Origin of the sequence: Naumannella cuiyingiana (assembly GCF_013408305.1) — a bacterium.
In the GTDB taxonomy this organism is placed as follows: domain Bacteria; phylum Actinomycetota; class Actinomycetes; order Propionibacteriales; family Propionibacteriaceae; genus Naumannella; species Naumannella cuiyingiana.
This window is the reverse complement of sequence record NZ_JACBZS010000001.1, coordinates 390,569-417,164: the sequence shown is the minus strand read 5'-3', so window position 1 is coordinate 417,164 and position 26,596 is coordinate 390,569. Positions and strand designations below refer to the sequence as shown.

At 73.3% G+C, this 26,596-nt stretch carries 21 protein-coding genes; 6 read left to right on the top strand and 15 right to left on the bottom strand.

Annotated elements, in window-relative coordinates; translation table 11 throughout:
- Window positions 1-12: 12 nt before the first annotated feature.
- The gene (locus GGQ54_RS01775) at window positions 13-771 is read left to right on the top strand and encodes a glucose 1-dehydrogenase (protein WP_179443826.1); all 759 of its coding nucleotides are present in this window, start codon (window positions 13-15) and stop codon (window positions 769-771) included.
- A gap of 3 nt (window positions 772-774) precedes the next feature.
- On the opposite strand, the gene GGQ54_RS01770 is transcribed toward GGQ54_RS01775, so the two are convergent.
- Window positions 775-999: a DUF3107 family protein gene (locus GGQ54_RS01770; RefSeq protein ID WP_179443825.1), complete on the bottom strand. Its 225-nt coding sequence runs from the start codon at window positions 997-999 to the stop codon at window positions 775-777.
- A gap of 123 nt (window positions 1,000-1,122) precedes the next feature.
- Here GGQ54_RS01770 and GGQ54_RS01765 point away from each other — a divergent pair, with 123 nt between their 5' ends.
- Window positions 1,123-1,395 (top strand): DUF2630 family protein, encoded by a 273-nt coding sequence (locus tag GGQ54_RS01765; protein ID WP_179443824.1) that lies wholly within the window; start codon window positions 1,123-1,125, stop codon window positions 1,393-1,395.
- Between the two features lie 4 nt (window positions 1,396-1,399).
- Here the strand turns inward: GGQ54_RS01765 and GGQ54_RS17265 are convergent, their stop codons facing one another.
- The 12 genes from GGQ54_RS17265 to ligD all read right to left on the bottom strand — a co-directional run bounded on the left by GGQ54_RS17265 (window position 1,400) and on the right by ligD (window position 16,154).
- On the bottom strand, window positions 1,400-2,422 hold the full coding sequence (locus GGQ54_RS17265; RefSeq protein ID WP_179443823.1) for an FHA domain-containing protein: 1,023 nt from the start codon (window positions 2,420-2,422) through the stop codon (window positions 1,400-1,402).
- Window positions 2,423-2,426: 4 nt separating this feature from the next.
- Complete coding sequence (locus GGQ54_RS01755) at window positions 2,427-3,704, bottom strand: VWA domain-containing protein (RefSeq protein ID WP_179443822.1); 1,278 nt, start codon at window positions 3,702-3,704, stop codon at window positions 2,427-2,429.
- 18 nt (window positions 3,705-3,722) lie between these two features.
- Window positions 3,723-5,000, bottom strand: a complete 1,278-nt coding sequence (locus tag GGQ54_RS01750; protein WP_179443821.1) for a protein phosphatase 2C domain-containing protein — start codon at window positions 4,998-5,000, stop codon at window positions 3,723-3,725.
- Window positions 4,997-7,426, bottom strand: a complete 2,430-nt coding sequence (locus GGQ54_RS01745) for a serine/threonine-protein kinase (protein ID WP_179443820.1) — start codon at window positions 7,424-7,426, stop codon at window positions 4,997-4,999. Before GGQ54_RS01745 ends, GGQ54_RS01750 begins: the two co-directional genes overlap by 4 nt.
- Window positions 7,423-8,661 (bottom strand): hypothetical protein, encoded by a 1,239-nt coding sequence (locus tag GGQ54_RS01740; protein ID WP_179443819.1) that lies wholly within the window; start codon window positions 8,659-8,661, stop codon window positions 7,423-7,425. The genes GGQ54_RS01745 and GGQ54_RS01740 overlap by 4 nt, the downstream gene beginning before the upstream one ends.
- The gene (locus tag GGQ54_RS01735) at window positions 8,658-9,659 is read right to left on the bottom strand and encodes a transporter substrate-binding domain-containing protein (RefSeq protein ID WP_179443818.1); all 1,002 of its coding nucleotides are present in this window, start codon (window positions 9,657-9,659) and stop codon (window positions 8,658-8,660) included. Before GGQ54_RS01735 ends, GGQ54_RS01740 begins: the two co-directional genes overlap by 4 nt.
- Entirely contained in the window at window positions 9,656-11,065 is a 1,410-nt protein-coding gene (locus tag GGQ54_RS01730; RefSeq protein WP_179443817.1) for a hypothetical protein, read from the bottom strand. The genes GGQ54_RS01735 and GGQ54_RS01730 overlap by 4 nt, the downstream gene beginning before the upstream one ends.
- The gene (locus GGQ54_RS01725; protein WP_343045819.1) at window positions 11,062-12,651 is read right to left on the bottom strand and encodes an AAA family ATPase; all 1,590 of its coding nucleotides are present in this window, start codon (window positions 12,649-12,651) and stop codon (window positions 11,062-11,064) included. The genes GGQ54_RS01730 and GGQ54_RS01725 overlap by 4 nt, the downstream gene beginning before the upstream one ends.
- The gene (locus GGQ54_RS01720) at window positions 12,648-13,196 is read right to left on the bottom strand and encodes a hypothetical protein (RefSeq protein ID WP_179443816.1); all 549 of its coding nucleotides are present in this window, start codon (window positions 13,194-13,196) and stop codon (window positions 12,648-12,650) included. Before GGQ54_RS01720 ends, GGQ54_RS01725 begins: the two co-directional genes overlap by 4 nt.
- A gap of 4 nt (window positions 13,197-13,200) precedes the next feature.
- The gene (locus GGQ54_RS01715) at window positions 13,201-14,460 is read right to left on the bottom strand and encodes a toxic anion resistance protein (RefSeq protein WP_179443815.1); all 1,260 of its coding nucleotides are present in this window, start codon (window positions 14,458-14,460) and stop codon (window positions 13,201-13,203) included.
- 97 nt (window positions 14,461-14,557) lie between these two features.
- Window positions 14,558-15,199 (bottom strand): TetR/AcrR family transcriptional regulator, encoded by a 642-nt coding sequence (locus GGQ54_RS01710; protein ID WP_179443814.1) that lies wholly within the window; start codon window positions 15,197-15,199, stop codon window positions 14,558-14,560.
- Window positions 15,200-15,209: 10 nt separating this feature from the next.
- Window positions 15,210-16,154 (bottom strand): non-homologous end-joining DNA ligase, encoded by a 945-nt coding sequence (gene ligD / locus GGQ54_RS01705; protein WP_179443813.1) that lies wholly within the window; start codon window positions 16,152-16,154, stop codon window positions 15,210-15,212.
- Between the two features lie 68 nt (window positions 16,155-16,222).
- Between ligD and moeB the strand changes: the two genes are divergently transcribed.
- Window positions 16,223-17,389, top strand: coding sequence for a molybdopterin-synthase adenylyltransferase MoeB (gene moeB, locus GGQ54_RS01700; RefSeq protein WP_179443812.1), 1,167 nt, complete (start codon window positions 16,223-16,225; stop codon window positions 17,387-17,389).
- A gap of 94 nt (window positions 17,390-17,483) precedes the next feature.
- On the opposite strand, the gene GGQ54_RS01695 is transcribed toward moeB, so the two are convergent.
- Window positions 17,484-17,687 (bottom strand): cold-shock protein, encoded by a 204-nt coding sequence (locus tag GGQ54_RS01695; protein WP_179443811.1) that lies wholly within the window; start codon window positions 17,685-17,687, stop codon window positions 17,484-17,486.
- 236 nt (window positions 17,688-17,923) lie between these two features.
- Here GGQ54_RS01695 and GGQ54_RS01690 point away from each other — a divergent pair, with 236 nt between their 5' ends.
- The 3 genes from GGQ54_RS01690 to nudC are packed head-to-tail and all read left to right on the top strand — an operon-like array spanning window position 17,924 to window position 25,322.
- A complete protein-coding gene (locus GGQ54_RS01690) occupies window positions 17,924-21,148 on the top strand; it encodes a UvrD-helicase domain-containing protein (RefSeq protein WP_179443810.1) in 3,225 nt (1,074 codons plus the stop codon).
- Window positions 21,145-24,438 carry an ATP-dependent helicase gene (locus GGQ54_RS01685; RefSeq protein ID WP_179443809.1) on the top strand — a complete coding sequence of 1,098 codons (3,294 nt, stop codon included), beginning with the start codon at window positions 21,145-21,147 and terminating at the stop codon, window positions 24,436-24,438. The genes GGQ54_RS01690 and GGQ54_RS01685 overlap by 4 nt, the downstream gene beginning before the upstream one ends.
- An 11-nt stretch (window positions 24,439-24,449) precedes the next feature.
- Complete coding sequence (nudC, locus tag GGQ54_RS01680; RefSeq protein WP_179443808.1) at window positions 24,450-25,322, top strand: NAD(+) diphosphatase; 873 nt, start codon at window positions 24,450-24,452, stop codon at window positions 25,320-25,322.
- A gap of 71 nt (window positions 25,323-25,393) precedes the next feature.
- On the opposite strand, the gene GGQ54_RS01675 is transcribed toward nudC, so the two are convergent.
- A complete protein-coding gene (locus GGQ54_RS01675) occupies window positions 25,394-26,413 on the bottom strand; it encodes a magnesium and cobalt transport protein CorA (RefSeq protein ID WP_179443807.1) in 1,020 nt (339 codons plus the stop codon).
- Between the last annotated feature and the right edge of the window lie 183 nt (window positions 26,414-26,596).

Sequence of the window (26,596 nt, the reverse complement as noted above, 5' to 3'; positions counted from 1 at the left end):
GAGGAGAGTGCAGTGGAACGTTTTGCCGACAAGGTCGCACTGGTCACCGGCGGCAGCCGCGGTATCGGCCTGGGCATCGCCCGCCGGCTCGCCGACGAGGGCGCGCGAGTGGTGATCACCGGCCGGGACACCGATTCGCTGGCCCGGGCCGCTGCCGGATTCGGCGAGGGCCGGGTGCTGACCGTCGCCGGGAAGAGCCAGGACCCCGAGCATCGCGCGGCCGCGCTGGACGAGATCGCCGACACGTTCGGGCGGCTGGATGTGTTGATCAACAACGCGGGAACCAATCCGGTCTTCGGCCCGACGGCCGAGATCGAGCTGGCTGCCGCGAGCAAGATCATCGAGATCAACCTGCTCGGTACGCTGGCCTGGGTTCAGGGCGCGGTGGCGCATCCGCGACTGGGCTTCGGCGAGCACGGGTCGGTGGTCAACATCTCCTCGGTCGCGTCGACCAATCCCACGCCCGGCATCGGGATGTACGGCGTCTCCAAGGCCGGCATCGATCACCTGACCAAGACATTGGCCGCCGAACTCGGGCCCGGCGTCCGGGTCAATGCCGTCGCCCCGGGCCTGGTGAAGACCGATTTCGCCGTGGCGCTCTACGAGGGCAAGGAGCCCGAGCTGGCGGCCCAGTATCCGTTGCGGAGGCTCGGGGAGCCGGCCGACATCGCCGGCGCCGCCGCCTTCCTGGCCTCCGACGATGCCGCGTGGATCACCGGGCAGGTGATCAATGTCGACGGCGGGATCCTCGCCGTCGGCGGGCGCGCCTGAGGATCAGACCGCGCCGAACCCGACGCGCCGCGCGCCTTCCTTGCCGAGGTCGAGATAGGCGACGGAGGCGGCCCGCACGACCACCTTGTTGCCCTTGGTGTCGGGGATCTCCAGCAGCCCGTCCGTGGCGAGCGCCTGCTGCCAGGCATCGCGTACCTCATCGGCACCCTGTTCGGTGTCGACGGTCAGCTCGCGCGACACCTGCCGCATCCCGATCTTGACTTCCACTCCGGCCTCCTGATCACCCGTGGCGAGGTGCCACCCCTCCAGACTTCCACACGCCGAACCGGCCCGCCGGGGGTGTTCGCGGACGGCGCAACGGGTACGCGCCCGGGGTGCACAATGGGCGCCATGAGCGCCAACGACGAGGTCAACGCCAACCAGCTCGACGACGCGGGACTGCTCGCGCGGATCAACGAGCTCGCCGAGGAGCAGAAACGACTGCGCGAACGGGCGTCCGACGGCACCGGCGATGCAGAACCCGGACGCATCGGCCAGCTCGAGGTCGAGCTCGACCGATTGTGGGACCTGCGACGGCAGCGCGAGGCCAAGGAGGAGGTCGGGCAGAACCCGGACTCGGCGCGCGAGCGGCCGGCGAGCGAGGTCGAGGGCTACCTGGGCTGACGGCCTATCCCGCGGTCAGCTCGCCGGGCGCGGCCGGACGCAGCGAGATGCGCGTCCACGCCCCCAGGAACAGCCGATCGTCCGGGCCCAACTCGCGGCGTTCGCCGCTGGGCAGCGGGTCGGCCGGCAGCGGCAGGCCCGTTGCGGCGACGAAGGTGCCGTTCGCGGAGTCGAGGTCCTCGACCCACCACCGGGTGCCGTCGGTGGTCAGTTGCGCGTGCCGGCGCGAGATGCCCGAATCGGGATCGCAGTCGATGTCGGGGTGGATGTTGCGCGAACGCGAGACGCGACCGATCAGCAGCGATCGATTCCGCAGGGGCACGATCCGGGGCAGGCCGGGTGAGGGCATCGGATCCGGGCTCTCCTGCATCGCATACCACTCGGGGTCGATCCACAGCTCCGCCACCCAGTCCGCGTCCGTGCTCGGTGAGATGTTCGCCGGCCGGTCCGGCGTGGCTTGGGACGCCGGACCCGGCTCGGGGGTGGGCGTGGCGCGGGCAGGGCTGCTGCCGGCGGGTGCCGCGCTCTGCGGTGTGGGCTGCTCGGGTGCAGGCTGCTCGGGTGCGGGCGGCTGCGGTGCGGGCGGTGCAGCGGGTGCGGTCGGTGCGGGCGGCTGCGGTGCGGGCTGCTCGGGTGCCGGCGGCTGCGGTGCGGGCGGTGCAGCGGGCGCGGGCGGTCCGGAAGGTGCGTCGGGCACCGGCCCGGCGCCACGGCGGCCCACCGGCGGCGCGTCGAGGTCGAGCAGGCCGCCGCGGGGCAGCGTACCCGTGGTGAAGTCGTAGCCGCAGGCCTCGCAGAACAGCGCCCCGGCCGCATTGCCCGCGCCGCAGTGCGGGCAGTCTCGGGCGGCGGGCCGGTCCGGCGCGGGCCCGCCCCGTCCGGCGTCCGGAGCCGCCGCGGCGTCCGGTGCGGGCGATTGTCCGGCGACCGGCGCGGGGGCCGCGTCGCCGGCGCCGTTCAGCGGCGTCCCGCAGACATCGCAGTAGTCCGTGGCGGTGCTGGCATGGCCGGCTGGGCAGGTGGGCATGGACTCAACCTCGCGTCCGGGTCGTCTTGGTGGAGGCGGTGTCGAGCGCCATCTCGTCGGCCTTGTCGACGCTCTTCTTCAGCCGGACGGTGCCGGTCTCGGCATCGTCGACGTCGACCACCTTGCGCAGCCGCGACGTCGCCTCCTCGTTGCCGGTCTCGGCCGCGAGCTGCACGGCCCGTCCGAGCCGGGTGGTCGCCTCATCGGTACGCCCGGCGGCCTTCGCCGCGAGGCCCGCCTGGATCGCCTCGGCCAGCTCGGTCTGGCCGGTGTAGTGCGCGACCGCGGGGTCGATCCGCGTGGTCAGCGCGTCGTCATCGGACCAGCGCGCCTTCACCAGCCCCTGCGTCACCGGCTGCTGGCCGACCACGAGCTGCACGCGCGCGGCGAGCTGCTCCTGGCCGATCTCGCGCGCCGCCAACCGCACGGCCACGTGATAGTCGCGCGACTCATCGCCCCAGGCTCCGGTCGGGAAGTCGACCGTGAGCGGGTTGACCGGGGTACCGCGATGCGTCAGGTCCTCGACCTGGGGCAGCACCTGGCGGCAGAACAGCACCTGCGCGCCCTGGGGCGCCCAGACCCGCAGCGTCGCCTCGGCCACCCCGCGCCCCATCGACTGCTGGATCAGCTCGGCGAACACCCGCGGCATCATCGAGGGCTCGGGGATGATGTCGACCGTGCCCAGCAGCGCCTGGGAGATCCGGCGGATCTCGGCCACCACCCAGTCGGTGCCGACACCGCGACAGTCGGCCTGGAACGCGCCGATGCTCGCGCGGATGGCCGCGTCGAGTTGTACCGGGGTTTCGTTGTGGTTCTCACCGTCGGTGAGCAGCAGCGCATGTCGCTGGGACAGATCCGGCACGGACTCGAACAGCGCGCGGGTCAGGTTCAGCCAGGAGCCGATGGCCGTCCCGCCCTCGGCGCGGAACGTGCGGATCGAGTTCACGGCCTCGAACCTGGTCTGGGGGTTCATCTGCACCATGCCGACCGGGCCCGGATTGCGCGGGTACGCCAGATAGGCCCGGTGATTGCCCGCCACCACGGCGAACCAGGTGCCGTCGATGATCTGCTCCACCGCAGCCACCGCAGCCTGCTTGGCCAGCTCCATGTTCTGGATGCCCATCGACCCCGAGGTGTCCACCACCACGATCTCGCCCGCCCGTCCGCCGCCCGAGCCCGCCTGTCCGGCGTCGGAGCAGGTCACGTTGACGATCGCGTGCACGTCGGTCCCGCCGGCCGGCAAGAACTCGTTCTGGTAGACGGCGGAGGTGAACTGGGCCACGGTGTGCGCTCCTGGGGTTCAGTCCTGCGGGGTTGCGTCCTGCGGGTGTCGAGTCAGCCTACGGCCGGCGGGGGCATCCGGGGCGTACCTGGTCGGACGGGTGGCCTGATCGGACTCCGGATCGAGCGGCGACGCCTCGACCGCCGGCGGCGGGAGGGTGGGGCCCGACCACTGCTGCGGCCCGAACCGGGCCAGCGCCGCCGTGATGTTGTCCCGGCCGCCGCGCTCGCGCGCCCACTCCACCAGCAACTCCGACAGCCGGAGCGGGGCGTGGTTGCGGGCGGGATCGGCGAGGATCAGCTCGGCGACCACCGCCTCCAGGTCGTCCGCCGCCGAGGCGTAGTTCCACAGGCCGTCGCTGCAGACCAGCAACCAGCCCGGACCCGGCACCCGGAACTGGCCCGTCTGTGGCGCCAGATCGGGCGCGTCGGCCCCGAGCCACTTGGTGATCGCGTGCGCGCCGGGGGAGTTCTCGGCCTCCTCGCGGTCGACGCCCATCGCGATCCGGGCCTGGGCCACGGAATCGTCGGTGCTCAACTGCGTCGGCTCGCCCTCGTCGGGCAGCCAGTAGCTGCGGGAATCGCCGAGGTTGCCCCAGGTGACCAGGCCGTCGGTGATCATCGCCGCCGAGAACGTGCAGGACGCGGCGCTGTCGGCGCCGGCGGGGTCCTCGGCCGTGCCGAGCACCGCCGCATTCGCCGTCGCCACCGCGTCCACGATCAGTTGCACCAGGGCGGCATCTCGCGACTCGGCCGTGCCGAGCCCGGCCCGATGGGTGCTCGCCATCAGGTCCCGGGCGGCCCGCGCGGCGGCCAGCGACGCGCGGTCGGAGTCGGGCGCGGTCGACACGCCGTCACAGACCACCAGCACGCCGCGCGAACCAGGGCGGTCGTCCGCGGCGAGCGCCAGCGCGTCCTCGTTGCGGTGATGGCGTACGCCGAGATCGGAGGTGCCGGCGAGCCAGTCGGCGGGAGCCTCGCCGAACCGGTCCCGCGCCCGCGGAGCCTTGGCGCCGCAGACCTCGCACCAGCCCTCGACATCGACCGCGCCACCGCAGTCGGCGCAGGTCCGGGCATGCTCACCGCCCGCGAAGCCGAGATCGACGCTGTGGGCGCGGACCGAACGGCTCAGGTTGATCGGGGCGTCGGCGAGACCGCGCTCCGGGGCACGCTCGGTCGGATCGAGCTCGTGGCCGCAGCTCTCGCAGAACGACTCGTGGGGGGAGACCTCGGCACCGCAGCCCGGGCAGGTGGGGGGCGCCGCGCCGACGCCGGCATCGGCCGCAGGCTTCGTCACGTGAGACTCCAGTTCCTGATTGCGTTCGCCCGGTCGACCCACGCGACCCGCTTCTCGGGCTCGTGGGACGCGAGCTGACGGTAGGTGGCCTCCAGGCCGTCGCGCAGCTCGGGCTCGGTGGCAGCGTAGCGCCCGATCCGGACACCCCCGGCGGGTGCCGCCGGCTGCCGGGGACCGCCGCCCCGCACGAAGCCCAGCGCCGCCTCCAGCACCTCGGCGGTGAACCGTTCCCGATCGACGGGTTCCATCGGCGCGTCGGTGATCGAGTCCAGGGCCCGGGCCAGGTCGGCCGGGCCCGAGCTGAGCGCGAGCTGATGCCGCGCGCGCAGTTGCGCGGCCTCGCCGTGGGCCCGGCTGGTGACCGGCACGAGGCCGAGCGCGTCGATCGCGCCGGGCAGATCGCCCGCCCCCTCGCGCAGCCGCGCGATGCCGAAGGCGGCCGGCACGACATAGGCGGCGTCGGTGCCGGCACAGACCCGGTACAGCGCTTCGGCGATCGCCGGCTCACCGCCCAGCTCGCAGGCCAGGCCGAGCGCCAGCTTCGGCGCCAGCTCGCCCGGCACCTGGCCGTAGACGGCATTGAACGCCTTCTGCGCGTCGCCGAAGCGGCGCTCGGCCAGGGCCGCCAGGCCCTGCATCCACACGGCCCGCCACTCCCACGGATCCTCGGCGAGCATCTGCGCGCAGGCGCGCTCCAACAGCTCCCGGTTGCCTAGGGCCAGGGCGCAGCGGGCCCGGTCGAGCGCCACCTCCGGGCTGGTCGCCGGCGCCGCGTCGAGCGCACGCAGCCGTTCGGCGGGATCGGTGACGTCGATATTCGACAGCCAGGCGAACTGCGGATCCGTCGGGTCCTCGCGCAGCGGCGGCAGCTCGTCGGGTCCGAGGTCGTTGCCCGACACCTGCGGCGTCTCGAACAGTACCGACGGCGCGCTGGTCGGCGCGAGACTCGACGAACCGCGACCGACCTCCTCGCGGAGCAGACCGAGCAGTTGGGTACGCAGCTCGTCGGCGGAGGCGAACCGGTCGGCCGGGTCCGCGGCGCAGGCCTTCTGCAGCAACCGGTGCAGCGAGTCGCGTTCGCCGAGCAGCGGGATCTCGGCCGCGCCCGGCAGCGACTCCTGCCAAGTTGTCTGGTAGCCGCGGAACTCCGCGGCCAGCACCAGCAGCGTCCGTCCGATCGTGTACACATCGGAGGCGATGCTCGGCCCGACGCGGGCGACCTCGGGGGCCTGGTAGCCGATGGTGCCGTAGATGGCGGATTCGGTGTCGTCGATCCGGCGTACCCCGCCGAGGTCGATCAGCTTCAGCCCGTCGCCGACCTGGACGACGTTGTCGGGCTTGAAGTCGCAGTAGACGAGGCCGAGATCGTGCAGGTACTGCAGCGCGGGCAGCACCTCCAGCACATAGGCGATCGCCTGGTCCAGCGGCAGCGGGTCGTACGCGCCGTCGTTGGCCCGCATCCGGTCCTTCAGCAACTGCTTCAGCGACCGACCGCCGACGTACTCCATCACGATGTAGCCGGCGTCGTCGTGGGTGACGAAGTTGTAGATCTCCACGATGGAGGGGTGTTCGACCTGGGCCAGGAACTGCTGCTCGGCGAGCGCTGCGGCCAGCGCATCGGCGTCGCCGGAGTTGAGCAGGCCCTTCAGGACCACCCAGCGGTCCGAGACATTCTTGTCCCGGGCCAGGTAGATCCAGCCCATGCCGCCGTGGGCCAGACAGCCCGCCACCTCGTACTGGTGTGCGATCAAATCACCCGGTGCCAGTTTGGGGTCGAAGGAGAACGGATTGCGGCAGTTCGGGCAGAACCCCGAGGTGCGGCCGGGCCGCCCGTCGCGGGAGCGGCCGACCGGGGACTGACAGCTAGGGCAGTGTCGCTTGTTCTCCGGGACGACGGGGTTGGCCATCACCGCCTCCGCCGGATCCGTCGTCGGTGCCGGCGGTACCCGGACCAGTCCCGCGCCGATCCGACCCGTCGAGCGCAGCCGCTGCGAGCCGCCGGTCCGGCGGGTGGCGACGCTGTCGCCCGCCAGCCGCGCGGAGCCCAGGGCCGTCGAGTCCAGCCGGGACGAGCCGCGGGTACGCGTGGACAGCCCCGACGGGCCCGAGTCCGGCGCGTCGGCGGCCGACGACGACCCCGGGCCCGCGGCCGGCGTACCGCAGACGTCGCAGTACCCGTCGGCGATGGCGCCCGAACAGCCGGGCTGGCGGCATCGGCCGGTGGCCGAGGAGGGGCCTCGGCCGGTGGCCGAGGAGGGGCGAACGGGGGCCGGCGGGCGCGCGGGAGCGGGCGGGCGCGCGGGCTGGGTCGCGGGCATCGCCGAGGTGTCCGGGCCGGCGTCGGCGGGGGTGGCCGCGGGCAGCCCGCAGATCATGCAGTACCCGTCGGCGATCTCGCCGGCGCAGCCGGGCTGGGTGCACTTCATTGCGCTGTCTCCTTCTGCGGTGACTGCTTCTGCGGTGACTGCTTCTGCGGTGACTGCTTCGTCGGCGGCTCCGGTCGGCGCGTCAGCCCGGACCGCCAGGCCAGCGCCGTGTCGTAGGCGTCGGTCAACTGGCGCGCCAGCACCATCGGGGTCGGATCGGCGGCCAGCGCCTCCTCGGTCAGGGCGGCGATCCCGGTCAGTACCCGGTCGCCCGCGAGCCCCACCACGGCGGCGCGCTGTTGCGAAACGTCGAGCCGGCCGCCGAGGGAGGTGTGCTCGGCGAGGGCGGCGCTGTAGGCGTGCTGCACGACCTGGAGTGCACGACTCACCTGGTCCAGCCGCGCCAGGTAGGCGGTCAGCTCGGCCCGGCCCGCCGGCGGGTCGCCGAGTGCGGTGACGTCGGGCACCGCGTACTTCGGCGCCGGGGCGACCCGACGCACGGTCTGGTCGACGAGCTGGCGCAGGGCGGCCGCCCGGGCGACCAGATCGGCGCGCAGTTCCCGGGCCTGCTCGCTCAGCGCGCCCGCGGCCCGTCGTTCGGCGCCGCCGACGATCAGGTCGCGCTCCAGCCGGGCCGCGTCGATCTCGGCCGGGCCCAGCATCCCACCGATGTCGCCGCCGCGCTCCGCGCGCGCCTGGAGTTCGGCGACCCGGTCGGCCAGCCGGGTCAGTGCCGCCTGCGCCGCCGGGCGCCCGGCCTCGGGCTCCAGCGCCACCTGGTCGCGGATCCGGTCGAGCTGCGCGCGGAGCTGGCGCAGCCGGGTGAGCAGTCCGCTGGCGTCGGGGCCATGACCGAGCCGCGCCCGTAGCTGACCGGCCAGGGCATCGGAGAGGCGGCAGGCCTCGGGCAGCGAGACCGCGAATCCCGCGGGACGGGCCTCGTCGTCGCCGACCAGCAGGGACGGATCCAGGGTCGCGTCCAGCCGGCCCCAGATCAGCGACGACAGTCGCTCACGGCGTACCGCGTCCACCCGCCCGGAGTCCCAGGTGGCGATCAGCAGGTCGAGCCGGTCCCGCACCGCCTGCCACAGGGCGAGCGACAACATCACGTCACGGGTCAACGCGCGGCGCTGCGGTTCGGGCTGGGCGAGGACGGCCTCGTCCAGGGCGGTCAGCTCGGCCCGGCGGTCGTCGGACCAGGTGAGCAGGGCCGCCAGATAGCGCTGCATCGCGGCCGGCTCGACCGGTACGCCGAGCCGGCCGGGTGGTATCGGCGCCGCGGTGAGCGTCGTCACGGGTTCCTGCCGTAGGCGGGCTTGGGCGGCGCGCCCTTGCCCAGGTAGGGCAGGAGCCAGCGGTCGTAGCTGCGTTGCCATTCGCCGTCGGCCGCGCGGCGCTCCAGCACGCCGTTCACGAACCGGACCAGGTCGACGTTCTCCGCATTCACCCCGACGCCGTACGGCTCGGGCGTGATCGGCGGCATCTGCATCACCTTGGCATAGGGGTCCTGGCTGGCGAGCCCGGCGAGCACGGCGTCGTCGCCGATGATCGCGTCGGCCTGGCCGGTCTGGAACAGCCGCAGGCACTGGGTGTGGTTGGCGGCCTCGACCGGGATGGCGCCGGGCGCGTCCCGGGCGAGCAGGGCCGCCTGGGTGGTCCCGCTCGGCATGCACACACGGCGGCCGTCGAGGCTGCCCAGGTTGATGATCGCGTCGCCGCGGGGACCGAGGACCTTGGTGCCGGCGCGGTAGTACTCGGCGCTGAACGCGATCTCCTTCCACCGGTCACAGTTGATCGTGAAATTGCGCACCACCAGGTCGACCTCCCCGTCGGCGAGCAGTGGGATGCGCTGGCTGGCGGTGATCACCCGCAGCTCGATCCGGTTCGCGTCGCCGAAGATGGCGGCCGCGATCGATCTGGCCACATCGGTGTCGAAGCCCTCGATCCGTCCGCTGGTGCGGTTGCGCGCGCCGAGCAGCCGGCTGTCGGAGGAGACGCCGACGATCAACCGACCGCGCTTGGCGATCTCGGCCATCGTCGAGCCGGCCGGCATCTTGCCCGGTGCCGGCAGCGCACCCTCGGGGGCGTAGCTCTGCAGCGCGTTGTCGCAGCTCGGGCCGCCGCCCGCCGCCGGCGGGGTCGGGGCCGGCTCCGGTGTCGGCTGCGGCACCGGCGTCTCGGCGTAGCTGGCGGCGCAGCCGGACAGCAGCACCGCCAGCAGCGCCGCGATCAGCGCGAGGGACGGGCGCAGGGGGAGGGGCCGGCGTACCCGCGCGGTGCTCGTACTGGTCACTGGTACTCCTTGATCCGCAGGTTGATGCCGACCGCGGCGCCGACGATGCCGACGGCCGCCAGCAGTCCGGTCGCGATCGCCGCGACGGTGAGCCAGGTCGCGGTGTTCGCCAATTGCCTCGAGACCACGGCCGCATCGGCGGCGATGGCGTCGGCCGCGGCTTTGTCGAACTCGGCGAACCGGCTGTTCGATCCGCCGGGTTCGTCGGTGGTCGCGATCTGCACCGCGCCGGCCCAGTTCCCGTCCGTGTCCAGCGTGACGATCTCGCCGTGTACGTCGCGGTAGGCCTGCCACAGGCCCGCCAGACCGGGGGCCCCCGCCAGGGCATCGGCCACGGCCGTGTCGGCCTCGACCCAGCTCTCCTCGTGGCCGTCGCGCCCGGACTGCTCGATCAGCCGCAGCGCCTCATACGATTTCGCGTCCGCCGCGTCGCCGCGGGCGGCGGCCAGGGCCGACAGTGGGGTGATCCGGTCGCGGTCCAGCGCGGCGGCCGTGGCCATCGACGAGCCCACCGAGATCAGCAGGATCAGCGCGGCGAGCGCGGCGGCGCCCGCGGCCACGGCGTACGGAATGTTGACGTAGCGGCGGAACCGGCGCGCCATCTGCACCCAGAACCAGGCCATCGCGGCCGGTACCGCCAGCGCGAGGAAGGCCGCCACCAGGCCGAGGCCACCGAGCGCCGCCGTCTCGGCGCGGATCCGCTCGGTGTTCGCCGCCAGCAGCGAATCGACGATCGGCATCGCGCGCTCGCGAAGCGTGGCCGAACCGTCGGACAGGTACGCCGTGCCGACCTGGAATCCCTGCCGGTTGTTGGTCCGGCCCGCCTCGATCGCCTCGGTGTAGCGCAGCACCTGCTCGTTCAGCGCGGCGAGGGCGGCGGCATCGGCCGGCTGTGCCCGGCTGGCCCGGACGATCTCGGCGCTCGTCGCGTTGATCGCGTCGTCGAAGCGCTGCAACTGCGCCGGGCTCGCCGATTCGCTGCCGAGGAAGGAGTTGGTCGCCGCCACGTCCGCGGCCAGGAGGCTGGACTGGATGGTCTGGATGCGAAGCAATTGGTCGACATTCGCGCTGAGCGCCGTGACCGAGGAACGGTTGGAGGCCAGCACCCCGGTCGCCAGGATGCCGAGCAGCAGGCAGCCGACGCTGATCAGCACCTGCGCCCGGCGCAGCCAGCGCGGCGTCGACAGCGCCGGTCGGGCATAGGCAGGTCGGGCCGGCGCCGCGGCCGCGCGGCGGGCGGAAGGGCCGGCCGGTGCGGGGGAGGGTTGCGGCCGGCCGGGTGCTGGTGCCGGTGGTTGGGGTGCCGGTGCCGGTGGTTGGGGTGCCGGTGCGTGCGTCCCCGGGGCGGACGCGAACGGGAAGCCGGGAGCCTGCCCCCGACTCGTGCCTGCTCGTGGCTGACTCATGCCTCATCCTGCCTGCGGTCGGGGTCGGGTTCGGTCAGGTCCTCGGGGCGCAGCTCGCGGAGCTGTTCGAGACTCGGCTGCTCGACATCGCGCAGTCGCCACGCGTGCGCGCCGATCGCGGCCTCGAGGCAGTTACGGGCGTACCGCGCATTGCCGAAGGCCGGGCCCCGCTCCTGGGCGGCCGCGAGCTCGGCGAAGGCGGCGATGGTCTGCGGCGCGAGGTCGTAATCGGCCGCCTCCGCGAGCAGCGCGAAGATCTCGACCAGTTCCTCGTCGCTGTAGTCGGCGAACTCGACCGTCGTCCGGAAGCGGCTCGCCAGACCCGGGTTCTGCGCGACGAACAGCGCCATCGGGCCGGGATAGCCGGCGACGATCACCACCAGGTCGTCGCGGCGGTCCTCCATCTCCTTGACCAGCGTGTCGACGGCCTCGGTGGAGTACTGGTCCCCGGTCAGCGAGTACGCCTCGTCGATGAACAGGACGCCGCCGGCCGCCGACGCGACCACGTCCGCCGTCTTGGTCGCGGTCTGCCCGAGGTAGCCCGCCACGAGATCCGAACGGTCCACCTCGACCAGATGTCCCTTCGACAGCAGGCCCAGCGCCCGGTAGATGCCCGCGACCAGGCGCGCCACCGTGGTCTTGCCCGTGCCGGGGTTGCCTACGAAGACCAGGTGCCGGGTGATCGCCGGCCGGTCCAGCCCGGCGTCGCGGCGCAACCCCTCGACGCGCAGCAGCGCTGCCTGGCGGTGGATCTCGGCCTTGACGTCGGCCAGTCCGATCAGCTCGTCCAGCTCGGCCAGCAGTTCGGGGAGGGTACGCGGGTCCTCGGCGGGCTCGGCCTCGGTCGCGGCCTGTGCTGCGGTATCGGCTGCGGGCTCCGGCCGCGGGTCACCGGTCGCGGTGCCCGGTTCGACCGCTGTGCCCGGGTCTGCTGTGGGCCCCGGCCCCGCGGCCGGTGACCCGCGGCCGGTGAGGTCGAAGGCGCCGGGGCCGATCGGGGCGGTCGCGTCGAGGTCCAGCCACGAGCCGGGGGCCGCGGGGGAGGGCCGTTGGCCGCCGAGCCGGGCCAGCACCTGCTCGACCAGCGCCGGCGCCCGGGCGACGAAGTCGTGATCCGCGGTCGGCCCGGCCGCGCGCGGCGAGCCCTCGGGCCGCGCGGCGTGCAGGCGCCGCGCCGCGGCCACCGCGGAGAGCTGCGCGCTCGCGGCGGCCGCCGCGTTCCCGGTGGCGCGGGCATCGGGGGTGCCGAGCGTTGCCGCCGCCGTGGCCACGCCGGCCAGCGCGCGGGCGTAGGCGTCCGCACCGGGCGAGCCGCTCGCGATCAAGGTGTCCAGCAGGCTGGTCGGCGCGCCGCGCCACGCCCGTCCGTGCCGCGCCGCGTCGGCGAATGCGGCGGCGCCCTCCGGCTCGCCGGTCTGGGCGGCCCACTCGGCGAAGGCCCCCGGCGACCGCTCCGCGACGGCGGCGGCCAGCCGAACGCCCTCCGCCCGGGCCGCCGCCGGATCCTGGCCGGCGCCGCGCGCGACCGCGGACAACTCCCGCAGCGCGACCGCGAGCGCCCCGGCGGGTGCATCGGCTTCGGTCACGGGCCCTCCAGGTCGAGCGGATTTCCGGTACGCGGTGGTGCCGGCGGCTGCGGCGGCCGGGTCACCGGTGCGCCTCCGAACCGTTCGGTCAGGAACCGCCCGTGCGCGACCAGCGCGGCCGCGTCGGTGCGAGCCACCGCGTCCAGCACCTTCGCCATGGTGGACCCGAGCAGGTCCAGTTGGTCGACCAGCAGCATCAGCGAGGTCTTGCCCGCATCGACCGGCCGGGTGTTCGCCCAGTCCCGCGGCAGCCGCAGGTACGCCCCGAGCGCCTCGGGCAGATAGTCGGTCGCCGTCGCCATCACGGCATAGGAATCGGTCGTGTTCAGGCCGGTGCTGCGCAACCGGGGCAGGGTGTCGCGGACCAACCCTGCCACCCGGCCCACCCGGACCAGCACCAGCGACGGCAGCCCCGCCGACCGGGCCAGTTCCTCGGTGCGCTCCAGTGCATTGAGGATGTCGGCATCGCTCGGCACCGTCGGTGCATCGATCCCCTCCGGTTCCAGCCGGTCGTTGACCCGGCCGACCCAGTCGAGAAATCCCATCGCCTCAGCGGGCCCCGGGACCGCCGGACTCGATGTCCATCGCCCCTGAGGCGAGCCGCTGGTCGTGCTGGTTCACCCGCGCCAGGTAGTCCTTGGACTTCTCGACCTCGTGACTCAGCACGCTGATCGTCTGGCCCATCGAGTCGAGCGCCTGCAGCTTGAACGCGTCGATCGAGTCCATCGTGTCGTAGACGTTCTGGAACGCCGCCTGGAGCTGGGGCAACCCGATCGTCGCCGACGCCGCCTGGGACTGGATCCGTGCCGAGTTCTCCTTCAGCATCGCCGAGGTGCGCTCGATCAGCCCCGAGGTGGTCTCGTTCAGCGCGGTGATCTGGTTCAGCACCAGTTCCTGGTTGGTCATCGCCTGGGCAACGATGATCGCCGTGCGCAGGGCCGACACGGTGGTGGTCGAGGCCCGGTCCACGCCCTTGATCAACTCGAGGTTGTTCTTGATGATCACGTCGATCGCCAGGTAGCTCTGGATCGAGACCGCGAGCTGGGTGAGCAGGTCCTGGTGCTTCTGGCGTACGTAGAACAACACATCCTGCGACAACGCCTTCGCCTTCTCCGGATCGCTCAGCTCCAGCGCCGAGATCTGCTCGGCCAGGCGGCGGTCGAGCTGCTCGGCGATGTAGATGTACTGGTTCAGCCGGCCCATGTTCTGCCAGAGGTTCTGCTTCTCCAGGTTCAGCGCCACGTTGTCGCGGGTCAACTCGTCCTTGCCGTTCTGCAGGGCGTGCAGGATCCCGTTGAGGTGCTTCTCCGCGCTCTGGTACTTGCGGAAGTAGTCCACGAGTTGATCACCGAAGGGCAGGAAGCCGAGCAGCTTGCGGGGCCCGGTGGCCTGGCTCGGGTCGAGGTCTTCCACCGTGCGGCGCAGGTCCAGCAGGGTCTTGCCGACCTTGGACTCCTTGGCGATGCCGCCCGCATTCATCTCCTTGACCGGCATCTGGAGCAGCCGGTTGGACGTCTCGGCAGCCCGCCGGATGTCGGCATCGCCCATCGATCGCACGGCCGCCGCCTGGGCGTCCATCTCCGGTGAGCGGGCTGCCGCCGTGCCCAGGGCAGCGACGAACGCGTCGACCTTCGCGTCGAGGGCCGGGACCTGCTCTGCCGACACCGGCGGTGCCATCGTGGGCGCCTCGGTCTCGGCGACCTGAGGCACCGGCGCCGGCGCCTCCAACGTGAGCGCGGGGGCCGGCGGTTCGAGGGGGGCCGGCACCGCCTCGGCCGAGGGCTGCTGCGGGGGCGGTGGCTGGGTCATGCGGTCCCTCCTGCGTCGATGCTGCGAGCCGGCGCGCTCGCCGGGTGGGTCGCCGCACAATCTAGTGCGCCGGGGAGTCAGCGAGGGGACAACCGCGTCAGGCGTTCGCCGTGACCCGGGGAAAGGCCCGGATGCCCCGCCAGGCGAGCTGGCTGACCAGCTCGACCGCCCGGGCCTGACCGATCCCGGAGCTCTCGTTGGTCCAGTACCGGGCGCTGACCTGAGCCAGCCCGACCAGCGAGACGCCGAGCAGCCGCGCCTCGTCGGCCGGCAGCCGGGTGTCGAGGGCGATCACCTGACCGATCGCCTCGGCCAGATCGGTGTGGATCCGCCAGACCAGATCGCGTACCCGCGGGTCGGGGTTGAGGTCGGTCTCGAAGATCAGCCGGAAGGTCTGGTGTTCGGTGACATAGGCATAGAAGGCGCCGATCGCCGACGACACGCGATCGGCATTGTCGTCGGTCGCCGCCATCGCGCCGCTGACCAGCTCGACCACCTGGTCGGCCGAGGCGTCGAGCAGCGCGAGATAGAGATCCAGCTTGGACGGGAAGTGCTGGTAGAGAACAGGCTTGGAGACCCCGGCCGCCTCGGCGATGTCGTCCATCACGGTGGCGTGGTAGCCGTTGGCGGCGAAGACGGCGCCGGCCGAGTCCAGCAACTGGCGGCGGCGTTGCTCGCGCGGCAGCCGGGTGCTGCGCGCCGCGCGGCCCGGTTCGGCTCGGTGTGTGGTGGACTCCATCCTCGGCAGCCTAGTCGCTCGCGGGTAGTGGTGGCGGGTCGTCGAGCAGCAGGTCCCCGGCGAGGTCGCCGTGCTCGGCGACCCGGGCCAGGACCTCGTCCGGGCCGAATCGCAGCGCATCGGGCGTCTGCACCGCGCCCAACTCGTCCCAGGTCAGCGGGGTCGCCACCCGCGGACGGTCCCCGATCCGCAGCGAGTACGGCGCGACCGTGTTGCGAAAGGTCTGGTTCTGGTTGTAGTCGACGAATATCCGCCCGGCCCGCGCCGACCTGGCCATCTGGTCGACGAACAGGTCCGGCGCGGTGCGGACCAGCTCGGCGGCCAGCCCGCGGACGTAGTCGCGGCTCGCGGTGCCGTCGGCGGGCGCGATCGCGGCGGCCACCTGCAGGCCCTTGCCGCCCGAGGTGCGACAGACCGGCACCAGCCCGTCGCGCGCCAGCAGGCCACCGGCCAGCAGCGCCGCCCGGGCCGATTCGATCATGGTGATCCCCTCGCCGGGGTCCAGGTCGATCACCAACCGGTCGTGCAACGGCAGTGGCGCGTCCGTCGCGCTCTCGGGCAGCCGCAGCCGCCCCGGCCCGGTGGAGGCGAAACGCCACTGCGGCACGTGCAGCTCCAGCGCCGCCAGGTTGGCCAGCCAGACCACCGTCGCGGCGTCGTCGGCGACCACGTAGTCGATCGGCCCGTCGGAGGCCTGCACCGGCCGGACCCGTACCCAGTCCGGCGTACCGGCCGGCGCGTTCTTCTCGTAGAACGTCGGGCCGGCGGCGCCGTCCGGGGCGCGCAGCCGGGTCAGCGGGCGGTCGGCGATGTGCGGCAACAGCACGGGCGCGATGTGCAGGTAGTAGGAGATCACCTCGGCCTTGGTCTGCCCGCTCGGATAGAGCTCCTTGGCCAGGTTGGACAACGCCAGCCGACGACCGTCGATCTCGGTCAGCGTCTCGGAACGGGCCACCGGGCCAGCCTAGGCCCGGGCCGGCGCCGCTGGCGGTCGCGGTTCGCCGGCCCGCGTAGCGTGGGGGCATGGATCCGTTGGTCAGTCCCGGCGCCGAGCTGGAACCCGCCGAGCTCGGACGCTACAGCCGGCACCTGTTGATTCCCGACATCGGGATGGTCGGGCAGCGGCGGCTGAAGAACGCGCGGGTACTGGTGGTCGGTGCGGGCGGGTTGGGCAGCCCCGCGCTGCTCTATCTCGCGGCGGCCGGCGTCGGCACGATCGGCGTGATCGACTTCGACGTCGTCGACGAGTCCAATCTGCAGCGCCAGGTGTTGCACGGGGTGGCCGATGTCGGCCGGTCCAAGGTGGAGTCGGCCGCGGCCCGCCTGGCCGAACTCAACCCCCTGGTCACCGTCCGCACCCATCGCGAGCCGCTGACCGCGGACAACGCGCGGGCGGTCGTCGCCGAGTACGACCTCGTCGTGGACGGGGCCGACAATTTCGCCACCCGCTACCTGGTCAACGATGCGTGCGCGCTCGCCGGGCTGCCCTGTGTCTGGGCCTCGATCTTCCGGTTCGACGGCCAGGTCAGCGTCCTCTGGGCCGGCCACGGCCCCTGCTATCGCTGCATCTATCCCGAGCCGCCGCCGCCGGGCGCGGTCCCCAGTTGCGCCGAGGGCGGCGTATTGGGCGTGCTGCCCGGGGTGATCGGATCGGTCCAGGCCGCCGAGGCGATCAAGCTGATCACCGGTGCCGGCGAGCCGCTGGTCGGCCGGCTGCTGGTCCACGATGCGCTCGGCCAGGACTGGCGTACCCTGCGCGTCGAGGCGGATCCCGGCTGCCCGCTGTGCGGTCCGGACGCGACCATCGACGGCCTGGTCGACTACGGCGAATTCTGCGGTACGCCGGCCCCGGGTGACCCCGTCGAGGAGGACGACGGCATCTCCGCCGAGGAGCTTCGCCGGTTGCTCGCCGAGCGCTCGGCCGGACGCGCCGACTTCACCCTGATCGACATCCGGGAGCCGGCCGAGACCGCGGTCTCGCAGATCGCGGGGGCCGAGCTCGTACCCAAGGGCCTGATCGAGGCCGACCCGGACCGGCTGCCGCCCGGGGCGGTGGTGCTGTACTGCCGCTCCGGCGCGCGCTCGGGACAGGTGCGCGAACTGCTGCGTGCCCGGGGCCGCGATGTGGAGCATCTGCGGGGCGGGATCACCGCGTGGGCGGGAGAGATCGAGCCGGGTCTGCCGGTCTGAGCGGACCCGGCGAGGCCGGCAGCCGGACGCAACGACCGCGGGCCCGGAGAAGTCTCCGGACCCGCGGTCGTGTCGTGGTCTGTCGGGGGGTGCCTCAGACGAGGCGGACCGCGTCAGCCTGCGGCCCCTTGTCACCCTGCTTGGTCTCGAACTCGACGCGCTGGCCCTCGTCGAGCGTGCGGAAGCCGCTCGAGTCGATGGCGGTGTAGTGCACGAAAACATCCGGGCCGCCGCCATCGATGGCGATGAACCCATACCCCTTTTCGGCGTTGAACCACTTGACGGTTCCTTGTGCCATGAAACTTCTCTCCTTGCTGATACTGCGAAGGGCGCGGGCGCGCACTCCTAACCACCGCCGAAACGCGTGCCCCCCGGCACAGGAACGTGGAAACTCGCTCTCCCCACCCCACGTCTCGTGGCTCGACACACACTGTCACATGTCGTCCGGCTTGGGAACCGAAGTCCGGCATTTTGTCGGTAAATCTCCTGTTGGCTCGCGCGGGCGCTGTCAGACGCGGGTGCTTGGATGGGTGCGTGAGTGAGAATCGGGCCGGGCCGGCGTGGCGACTGCTGCCCCCGGTGGTGGCGCGCGAGCCCCGACCCGAGCTGGATCCCGACCAGCGCCGGGTCGTCGAGCACGCCACCGGGCCGCTGCTGGTGCTCGCTGGCCCGGGCACCGGCAAGACCACCACGCTGGTCGAGTCGGTGGCGGCCCGGGTGGACGACGGCGCCGATCCTGGATCGATCCTCGTGCTGACCTTCTCCCGGCGCGCGGCCGGCGCCCTGCGCGACCGGATCGCGCGGCGGCTGGACCGGCCCGGCGCCATCCCGCGGGTGCTCACCTTCCACGGGCTGGCGCACGCCCTGGTCCGCCGCTTCGGTCCCGATGACGCGATGCCGCGGCTGCTGACCGCCCCCGAACAGGAGTTCCGCGTCCGCGAACTGCTGTCCGGCCCGGGCGTCGCCGCCGGCTGGCCGGCCGAACTCGCCGCGGCGCTGCCGACGCGGGCATTCGCCGGGCAGGTCCGTGACGTGCTGGCGCGGGCGCGACAGCTCGGCCTGGACCCCGACGATCTGGCCGGCCTGGGCCGCCGCGCCGACCGCGCCGACTGGTCGGCCGCCGGCGCCTTCATGGCCGAGTATCTGGACGTGCTGGATGCCGAGGGTGTCCTCGACTACGCCGAGCTGGTGCACCGCAGCCGGATCCTGCTCGCCGATCCGGCCGTCCGGGAGGCGTTCGCCCGCGAGTTCGGCCAGATCCTGGTCGATGAGTACCAAGACACCGACCCGGCCCAGATCAGGCTGCTGCGCGCACTCGCCGGGGAGCGGCGCAATGTGGTCGCCTTCGGCGATCCCGACCAGTCGGTGTTCGCCTTCCGCGGGGCACACAGCCGCGGAATCCTCGACTTCGGCGTCGACTTCGCCGATCCGGACGGTACGCCGGCGCCGATCCTGGCGCTCGGCACCGGACATCGCCACGGCGCCCGGATCGCCGCCGCCCTCGCCGGCGTCGCGCGCCGGCTGCCGCTGGCCCGCCCGCTGCCGCCGCCGGTCCATGCCGCCCTGCGCGAGCCGGCGCCCGACCAGGTCAACGACCGGGTGGAGGTGCATACCTGCGCCTCGCCGAGCGCCGAGGCCGAGCACATCGCCGATCTGCTCCGCTCGGCCCACCTGCGCGACGGTCTGGACTGGTCGGAGATGGCGGTGCTGGTCCGCTCCGGGCGCCGGGGCATTCCGCCGCTCGGCCGGGCCCTGCTGGCCGCCGGCGTACCGATCGAGGTGGCCGGCGACGAGATCCCGCTGGCCGCCGAGCCGGCGGTCCGCCCGCTGCTGCTCGGCTGCCAGGTCGTCGCCGCGGGCGGCGTACCCGATGCCGACCAGGCGCATCGCCTGCTGGTCTCCCCGCTGGGCGGGCTGGACAGCCTCGGCGTCCGGCGGCTGGGGCGCGCCCTGCGCGCCGCCGAGCGGGCGGAGCTGGGCGAGGCGGTGTTGCCGGCGCCGTCGGCCGATCTCGTGCACCGAGCACTGGCCGAGCCCGAGCGACTCGATGCGCTGTCCGACGGGCCCGAGGTCCGGGCGGCCCGCGACCTGGCCGGGTTGCTGGCCGATGCGCGGCGCGCCGCGGCCGCCGGGCCGGCCGAGGACGTCGTCTGGGCGCTGTGGTCCGGCACCGATTGGCCGCAGCGGTTGCGCACCGAGGCGCTGGGCGGCGGCGAGTCCGCCCGGCGGGCCAATCGCGACCTGGACGCGGTGGTCGCGTTGTTCGACGTCGCCGGTCGGGCGGCGGAGGTCTCCGGCGCGCGGGGCCTGGCGGGTTTCCTCGCCGAGGTGGAGGCACAGCAGATCCCGGCCGACACCCAGCGCGAGGCGGCCGTGCGCGGTGCCGCGGTCCGGCTGCTGACCGCCCACCGGGCCAAGGGCCTCCAGTGGCCGCTGGTGGTCGTCGCCGGGGTGCAGGAGGGGCTGTGGCCCGACCTCCGCGGGCGCGACTCGCTGCTCGAGCCGACCAGGCTCGGTCCCGCGGGACTGCTCGAGCCCGAGCCGGGCAGCGCTCGGCTCGCGGCGGAGCGGCGGCTGTTCCTGGTGGCCTGCAGCCGGGCCGCGCGACGGTTGGTCGTGACCGCCGTGGCCGGCACCGAGGGCGAGGGCGATCAGCCGTCGCGATTCCTGGCCGAGCTCGGCGTACCGGTCCGGGAGCTGGCCGGCCGACCGGCCCGGCCGCTCAATCTCGGCTCGCTCGTCGCCGAGCTGCGCCGGGTCAGCGTCGATCCGGCCGAGCCACCGGCCGTGCGCGATGCGGCGGCGCAGCGCCTGGCCCGGCTCGCGGAGGCCTGCGACGACGCCGGCCGGCCGCTGGTGCCGATGGCGGACCCGGCGAGCTGGTGGGGGATGGACGAGGCGACGACCGGCGCCCCCCGGGCCGACGACGGCCCGCTCGTGCTGTCCAGCTCCGAGATCGGGGCAGCGCTCGACTGTCCGCGGCGCTGGTTCCTGGCCCGCCGCGCGCGCGGCGAACGCCCGCACGGCAATGCGGCGCTCTTCGGCTCGGTCGTGCACGCGCTGATCGAACACTCCGCCGACGGTGCGGCCGCGCGCGGCCGGCTGGGCGAGCTCGACGCCGTGTGGGACCGACTGTCGTTCGACGCGCACTGGCTGTCGGCGAGCGAGCGCGCCGAGGCGGAGGCGGCGGTGCAGCGGTGGGCCGGCTGGGTCGAGGCGCGTGGGCACCGCACCCTGGTCGGGACCGAGATCGGCTTCGACACCACGGTGCAGTTGGCGGGAGCGGAGCCGGTGCGCCTGCGCGGCCGGGTGGACCGGCTGGAGCTGACCGCCGACGGCCGGCTGTACCTGGTCGACTACAAGACCTCCCGCAGCGCGATCGGCGCGGCCGAGGCCGCCGTCCATGATCAACTGGGGGTCTACCAGTTGGCGGCCGCGGCCGGGGCATTCGAGCGCCGGGCGCCGGGCGTGCGGAGGGTCGCGGGCGGGGAGCTGGTCTTCCTGCGGGTGCAGGCCGCCAAGGTCGACCAGCCCTGGCCCGTCTCGGTCGTCCAGCCGTCCCTGGACGAGGTGCCGCATCCCGCGGAGTCCGAGGCCGGCTCGCCGGCCCAGCCGACCTGGGTGCATGCCCGGGTCGCCGAGGCCGCCGGCATCGCCCGCGCCGAGAGCTTTCCCGCGCGCCGCGGCGATGGCTGCCGGCACTGCCCGTTCGCCGGTAGCTGCCCCGCTCTGGCCGCGGGCTCGCGGGTGGTCGCATGAGCGCGATCGACCGGCCCGAACAGGTCGGCGAGCTGCTCGGCATCTCGTTCTCCGACGAACAACTGGCCGCCATCACCGCGCCGCTGGAGCCCGGCGTGATCATCGCCGGCGCCGGTTCGGGCAAGACGACCGTGATGGCGGCCCGGGTGGTCTGGCTCGTCGGCACCGGTCAGGTACGCCCGGCGCAGGTGCTCGGCCTCACCTTCACCCGCAAGGCCGCCGCCGAGTTGTCCCACCGCGTGCGGCGGGCGCTGGACGCCGCCGGGGTGGTGGACGAGCGCGGCGTCGACGAGGCCGGTGAGCAGGTGATCATGACCTATGACGCCTTCGCCCAGCGGCTGATCAGCGAGCACGGGCTGCGGATCGGCCACGAGGCGGAGCCGCTGATGATCACCGGCGCGTCGCGGTTCCGGCTGGCGTCGCGGGTGGTGGCGGCGGCCGCGGGGCCGTTCGAGTCCATCTCCAGGCTGCAGCCGCGCACCGTGACCGAGCGCGTGTTGCAGCTCGACGCCGAGCTGTCCTCGCACCTGGTCGCGATCGGCGAGCTGGATCGGCACGCGCGCGAGCACCGGGTGGCATTCGCGCAGGCGCCGCAATGGCGCGGCAAGCCCTATGCCGACGTCAGCAGGGCGGAGGCGGTGCTGGCCGAGCGGCTCGAACTGGCCAGCCTGGCCGGTGAGTACGCCGACCTGAAGCAGCGCCGCGGGCTGGTCGAGTTCGCCGACCAGATGGCCACCGCCGCCCGGCTCGCCCGCGAGGTGCCGGCCGTCTCCGCGGCGCTGCGCTCGGCGTACCGGGTCGTGCTGCTCGACGAGTACCAGGACACCTCGGCGGCCCAGGCGTTGATGCTGCGCGGTCTGTTCTCCGGCCCCGACCCGGCCGCGGGCCGGGGCCACCCGGTGACGGCGGTCGGCGATCCGTTCCAGGCGATCTACGGCTGGCGCGGCGCGGCGGCGTCCAACATCATCTCCTTCGCCGAGGACTTCCCGTCCGCCGACGGCGACCGGGCGCAGCGGTTCACCCTGACCGTGAATCGGCGCAGCGGCCCGGCCATCCTCGACGTGGCCAATGCCCTGGCGATCCCGCTGCGGGCAGATCCCCACACCGGCACCGACCTGTCCGACACCGAGCTCCGCGCGCCGCAGGACACCGCGCCGGGCTCGGTCGGCGCCGCGGTGCTGCCCACCTGGCCCGACGAGGTCGCGTGGATCGCCGACCGGATCGCCCGCGCCCGCGCCGGCGCCCGGGTGCTGCGCTGGTCCGACATCGCCGTGCTGGCGCGCCGCAATGCCGACATCGCCGTGGTCTATGCGGCGCTGTGCGATCGTGACGTGCCGGCCGAGATCGTCGGCCTGGGCGGCCTGCTCGAGCTGCCGGAGATCGCCGACGTGATCGCCACCTTGGCCGTGCTCGACGACGTCACGGCGAATCCGGAACTGATCCGGCTGCTCACCGGCCCGCGCTGGCAGATCGGTCCGAGCGACCTCGCGGTGCTCGGCGAGCGGGCACGGGAGCTGGCCGGGGCGCGACCGGCCGGCGAGTCCGATGCCGATGATCTTGCCGCGGCACTGGAGCAGGCGGTCGGGGGGACCGATCCCGCCGAGACCGTCTCCCTGCTCGATGCCGTGCACGACCCGGGCCACGCGCCGCTCTCGGCGCCGGCCCGGGAACGGCTCGCCCGCCTGGCGGCCGAGCTCGCGGCGCTGCGGGCCCACACCGGCGAACCGGTGCTCGACCTGACCCGGCGGGTGATCCGCACCCTCGGCCTGGACGTCGAGCTGGGCGCCGATCCCGATCTCGCGCGATCCGGCCGACGCGACCAGCTCGGCGCCTTCCTGGACGCCGTCGCGAGCTATGTCGATGTCGACGGCGATGCGTCGTTGTCGGGTCTGCTGGCGTGGCTGCGGGCCGAGATCGACACCGGCACCGGCCTGGACCAGGCGGTGCCGTCCGGCGCCGACTCGGTGAAGCTGCTCACCGTGCACAAGGCCAAGGGTCTGGAGTGGGAGCTGGTCTTCCTGCCGGGGCTGGTCGACGATGTGTTCCCCAGCGACCGGGTCACCGGGAACTGGCTGCGGTCCGCCGCGGTGCTGCCCGCGGACCTGCGCGGTGACGCCGCGTCGATCCCGCAACTCACCGAACCGACGAAGCAGGCGATGGGGGAGTACGCCGCCGAACTGCGTGCGGGCCAGCGCCGGTCCGAGGACCGGCTCGCCTATGTCGCCGTCACCCGGGCCCGGAGTTCGTTGATCGGATCGGCCCACCACTGGCGTCCGCAGACCAAGAAGCCGCGCCGGCCTTCGGCGTACTTCGCCGCGATCCGCGACCAGGCCGTCCGCCAGGGGCGGTTGCACAGTGACGCGCCGCCCCCGGCGCCGGGGGAGGAGAATCCGCTCGACCGGCCCGACCGCGCCGTCGCCTGGCCGGCGCCGCTCGACCCGGACAAGCTGCGGCGGCGCCGGGAGGCGGCCGAGGCCGTCGAGCGTGCCCGGCGCGCGACGGCGAGCGGCGCGCCGGCCCGCGAGCATCTGCCGGTGGATGCCGAGCCGCTGCTGCTGGATGCCGAGCCCCTGCTGCTCGATGCCGAGGCGAGGCTGGCCGAATGGGACGCCGACATCGACCAGTTGCTGGCCGAGGCGCGCGCCGCGCGCCGCGGCACGCGGGCGGTTCCCGCGCCGGCCGGCATCTCGGTCACGGGCCTGTTGCGGGCCCACGCCGAGCCCGAATCGTTCGCGGCCGAGCTGGCCCGGCCGATGCCTCGTCCACCGTCGGCGACGGCCCGCTTCGGTACGCGCTTCCACCGCTGGGTCGAACGGTTCGCCGCCCGGCGCCACCAGGCCCAGCCGCCGCTGCTGGACGACGATCCGGACGGTCTGGCCGAACTGATCGACAACGCCGAGCTGGCCCGCCTGGCCGAGCGATTCGCCACCGGCCGCTTCGCCGACCGCGCCCCGCTGGCTCTGGAGCAACCGTTCGGGCTGCTGCTCGCCGATCGCGTGATCCGGGGCCGGATCGACGCCGTCTACGCCGCCGATCCGCCGCCCGGGGACGACCGGCCGCGCTGGCTGGTCGTCGACTGGAAGACCGGGGACCGGGATGCGACCGACCCGTACCAACTGGCGCTCTACCGGCTCGCCTGGGCCGAGCTGCAGGGCGTCGAGGTCGAGAGCGTCGAGGCGGGTTTCTACTTCGTGCGTACCGATCGGCTGCTCCGCCCGGTGGGGCTGCCCGACCGGGCGGAGCTGGAGCGGATCTTCGGCGGCTCGCGCGGGAGCGGATCGCGCGGGTAGCGTTGGCAGACGTGGAACCTTGGAATTCCGCCAGCCGGCTCGACCGCGTCGACGAGCATCGCGGTTCGGCCGACTGGGTGGCCTGCCAGTGGCGTCAGCCGGACGCGCTGTTGCTGAAGATCGACGAGCACGGGCGGTGTTTCGTCAATGACGACGGTTCGTTGCGGATGACCCGCCCGTTCGTCGAGTTCGATCCCGAACGCCATTTCCTGCTCGGCACCGTCGACGACGCCCCCGTGTTCGCCGTCGAGGCCCTGCCGGACGGTCCGATGGCCTCGTTGCGCGAGATCATCCCCTCCGCCGACGACACCGGCCGCGACATCGCCGTCGCCGGGGTGGCGCTGACGCACTGGCACCGCACCGACCGGCACTGCCCGCACGAGGGCGCGGAGACGACCGTCATCCGGGGCGGTTTCGCCCGGCGCTGCAGCGTCGGCGGCAACGAGATCTTCCCGCGCTCCGATGCGGCCGTGATCGTCGCCATCCGGGACCGGGCCGACCGGCTGCTGCTGGCCCACCAGGCGAGCTGGGATGCCGGCCGGGTGTCGGTGCTGGCCGGTTTCGTGGAGGCCGGCGAGTCGTTCGAGCAGGCCGTGCACCGCGAGATCGCCGAGGAATCCGACGTGACCCTGGACGAGCTGACCTACTTCGGCTCCCAGCCCTGGCCGTTCCCGCGCTCGCTGATGGTGGGCTTCCTCGCCCGGGCCGCGAGCGAGGAGATCACCGTCGACGGCGAGGAGATCGAGTGGGCGCGCTGGTACACCCGCCAGGAGGTACGCGATGCCACCGCGGCGGGGGAGATCAGCCTGCCCGGGTCGGCCAGCATCGCCCGCCGGATGATCGACGCCTGGCTCACCGCGAAGGCGCCCGCGATCGCCCGTTGAGCCGGGCCGGCGCCGCGCGTCAAGAACGCGTGATCATGGTTCGAGGCGGCGCCTCGTGATCATGGTCGCGGTCAGATCCAGCGTCGGTGGCGGAAGACGATGAACAAGCTGATGCAGACCAGCGCCATCAGGCCGAGCGCGAACGGGTAGCCGTAGGTCCAGCCCAGCTCCGGCATGATCTCGAAGTTCATCCCGTAGATCGTGCCGACCAGGGTCGGCGCGAACAAGATGGCGCCCCAGCCGGAGATACGCTTGACCTCCTCGTTCTGTCGCAGATTGACCTCGGTGGCGCGCTGCATCTCCTCGTTCTGACGCTCGGCGACCAGCGTGGAGTTCACCGTCAGGATGTTCTGCAGCAGTCCGCGAGCCTGGTCGAGTCGCTCCACCACGCGGAGCAGGTGATCCTCCACATCGCGCAGGCTGCGCCGCAACTCCTCGTCCACGCCGTACTTGTCGAAGCCGATGGTCAGCGAGCGCAACATCGCGATCATCGGCCGGGTGGCCCGCTGGAACTCCACCACCTCGCGCGACAGCTCATAGATCCGCCGCGAGACGGAGCTGTCGCCGGCGAAGACCTGGTACTCGATCTCCTCGATGTCGTGCTCAAGGCCGTCGACGACCGGTACGTACTCGTCGACCACCTGGTCGAGAACGGCGTACAACACGGCCTCCGGCCCGAGCTGCAGCAGCTCGGGATGCTGCTCCATCCGCCGCCGGACGCACTGCAGCTTCGGCGACTCCGCATGCCGCACCGTGATCACGAAGTCGGGTCCGGTGAACACGTGCAGCTCGCCGAACTCCACGCGCTCCTCGGCGTCGATGTAGCGCGCCGGCCGTAGCACGGTGAACAGCACGTCGTCGTAGCGCTCCAGCTTGGGTCGCTGGTGCGCGGTCACCGTGTCCTCCACGGCGAGCTCGTGCAGCGAGAACCGCTCGGCGAGCGAGGCGATCTCGGCCTCGTTGGGGCGGTACAGGCCGATCCAGGCCAGCCCGCCCCCCTCACGCAGGGCACGGTAGGTCTGCTCGGGGTCGGCCAGTTCGATCTTGTGGCCTCCGTCGCGATAGACGGCATTCTGGACGATGGGCGCCATGGCGGGCTCCGGTTCGGTTTCGCGCGGCCGGCCGGACGCGGGCCGCAGGTGATCGGGGACGAGACGACTCGCCGCGAGACCGACCGGCGGGGGTCAGCGTCGCGGCGAGTGACTACTACTGACGTCGTCGCTCACCGCGCTCACCTCCCTCAAGATCAACGCGCACCGTCCGTACGCGATGCG

Excerpts from the sequence above, each read along its gene's own strand:
- GGQ54_RS01765 (WP_179443824.1), top strand. The coding sequence starts at position 1,123 with ATGAGCGCCAACGACGAGGTCAACGCCAACCAGCTCGACGACGCGGGA.
- GGQ54_RS17265 (WP_179443823.1), bottom strand. The coding sequence starts at position 2,422 with ATGCCCACCTGCCCAGCCGGCCATGCCAGCACCGCCACGGACTACTGC.
- GGQ54_RS01745 (WP_179443820.1), bottom strand. The coding sequence starts at position 7,426 with ATGAAGTGCACCCAGCCCGGCTGCGCCGGCGAGATCGCCGACGGGTAC.
- GGQ54_RS01730 (WP_179443817.1), bottom strand. The coding sequence starts at position 11,065 with ATGAGTCAGCCACGAGCAGGCACGAGTCGGGGGCAGGCTCCCGGCTTC.
- GGQ54_RS01720 (WP_179443816.1), bottom strand. The coding sequence starts at position 13,196 with ATGGGATTTCTCGACTGGGTCGGCCGGGTCAACGACCGGCTGGAACCG.
- GGQ54_RS01715 (WP_179443815.1), bottom strand. The coding sequence starts at position 14,460 with ATGACCCAGCCACCGCCCCCGCAGCAGCCCTCGGCCGAGGCGGTGCCG.
- GGQ54_RS01710 (WP_179443814.1), bottom strand. The coding sequence starts at position 15,199 with ATGGAGTCCACCACACACCGAGCCGAACCGGGCCGCGCGGCGCGCAGC.
- moeB (WP_179443812.1), top strand. The coding sequence starts at position 16,223 with ATGGATCCGTTGGTCAGTCCCGGCGCCGAGCTGGAACCCGCCGAGCTC.
- GGQ54_RS01695 (WP_179443811.1), bottom strand. The coding sequence starts at position 17,687 with ATGGCACAAGGAACCGTCAAGTGGTTCAACGCCGAAAAGGGGTATGGG.
- GGQ54_RS01685 (WP_179443809.1), top strand. The coding sequence starts at position 21,145 with ATGAGCGCGATCGACCGGCCCGAACAGGTCGGCGAGCTGCTCGGCATC.
- GGQ54_RS01675 (WP_179443807.1), bottom strand. The coding sequence starts at position 26,413 with ATGGCGCCCATCGTCCAGAATGCCGTCTATCGCGACGGAGGCCACAAG.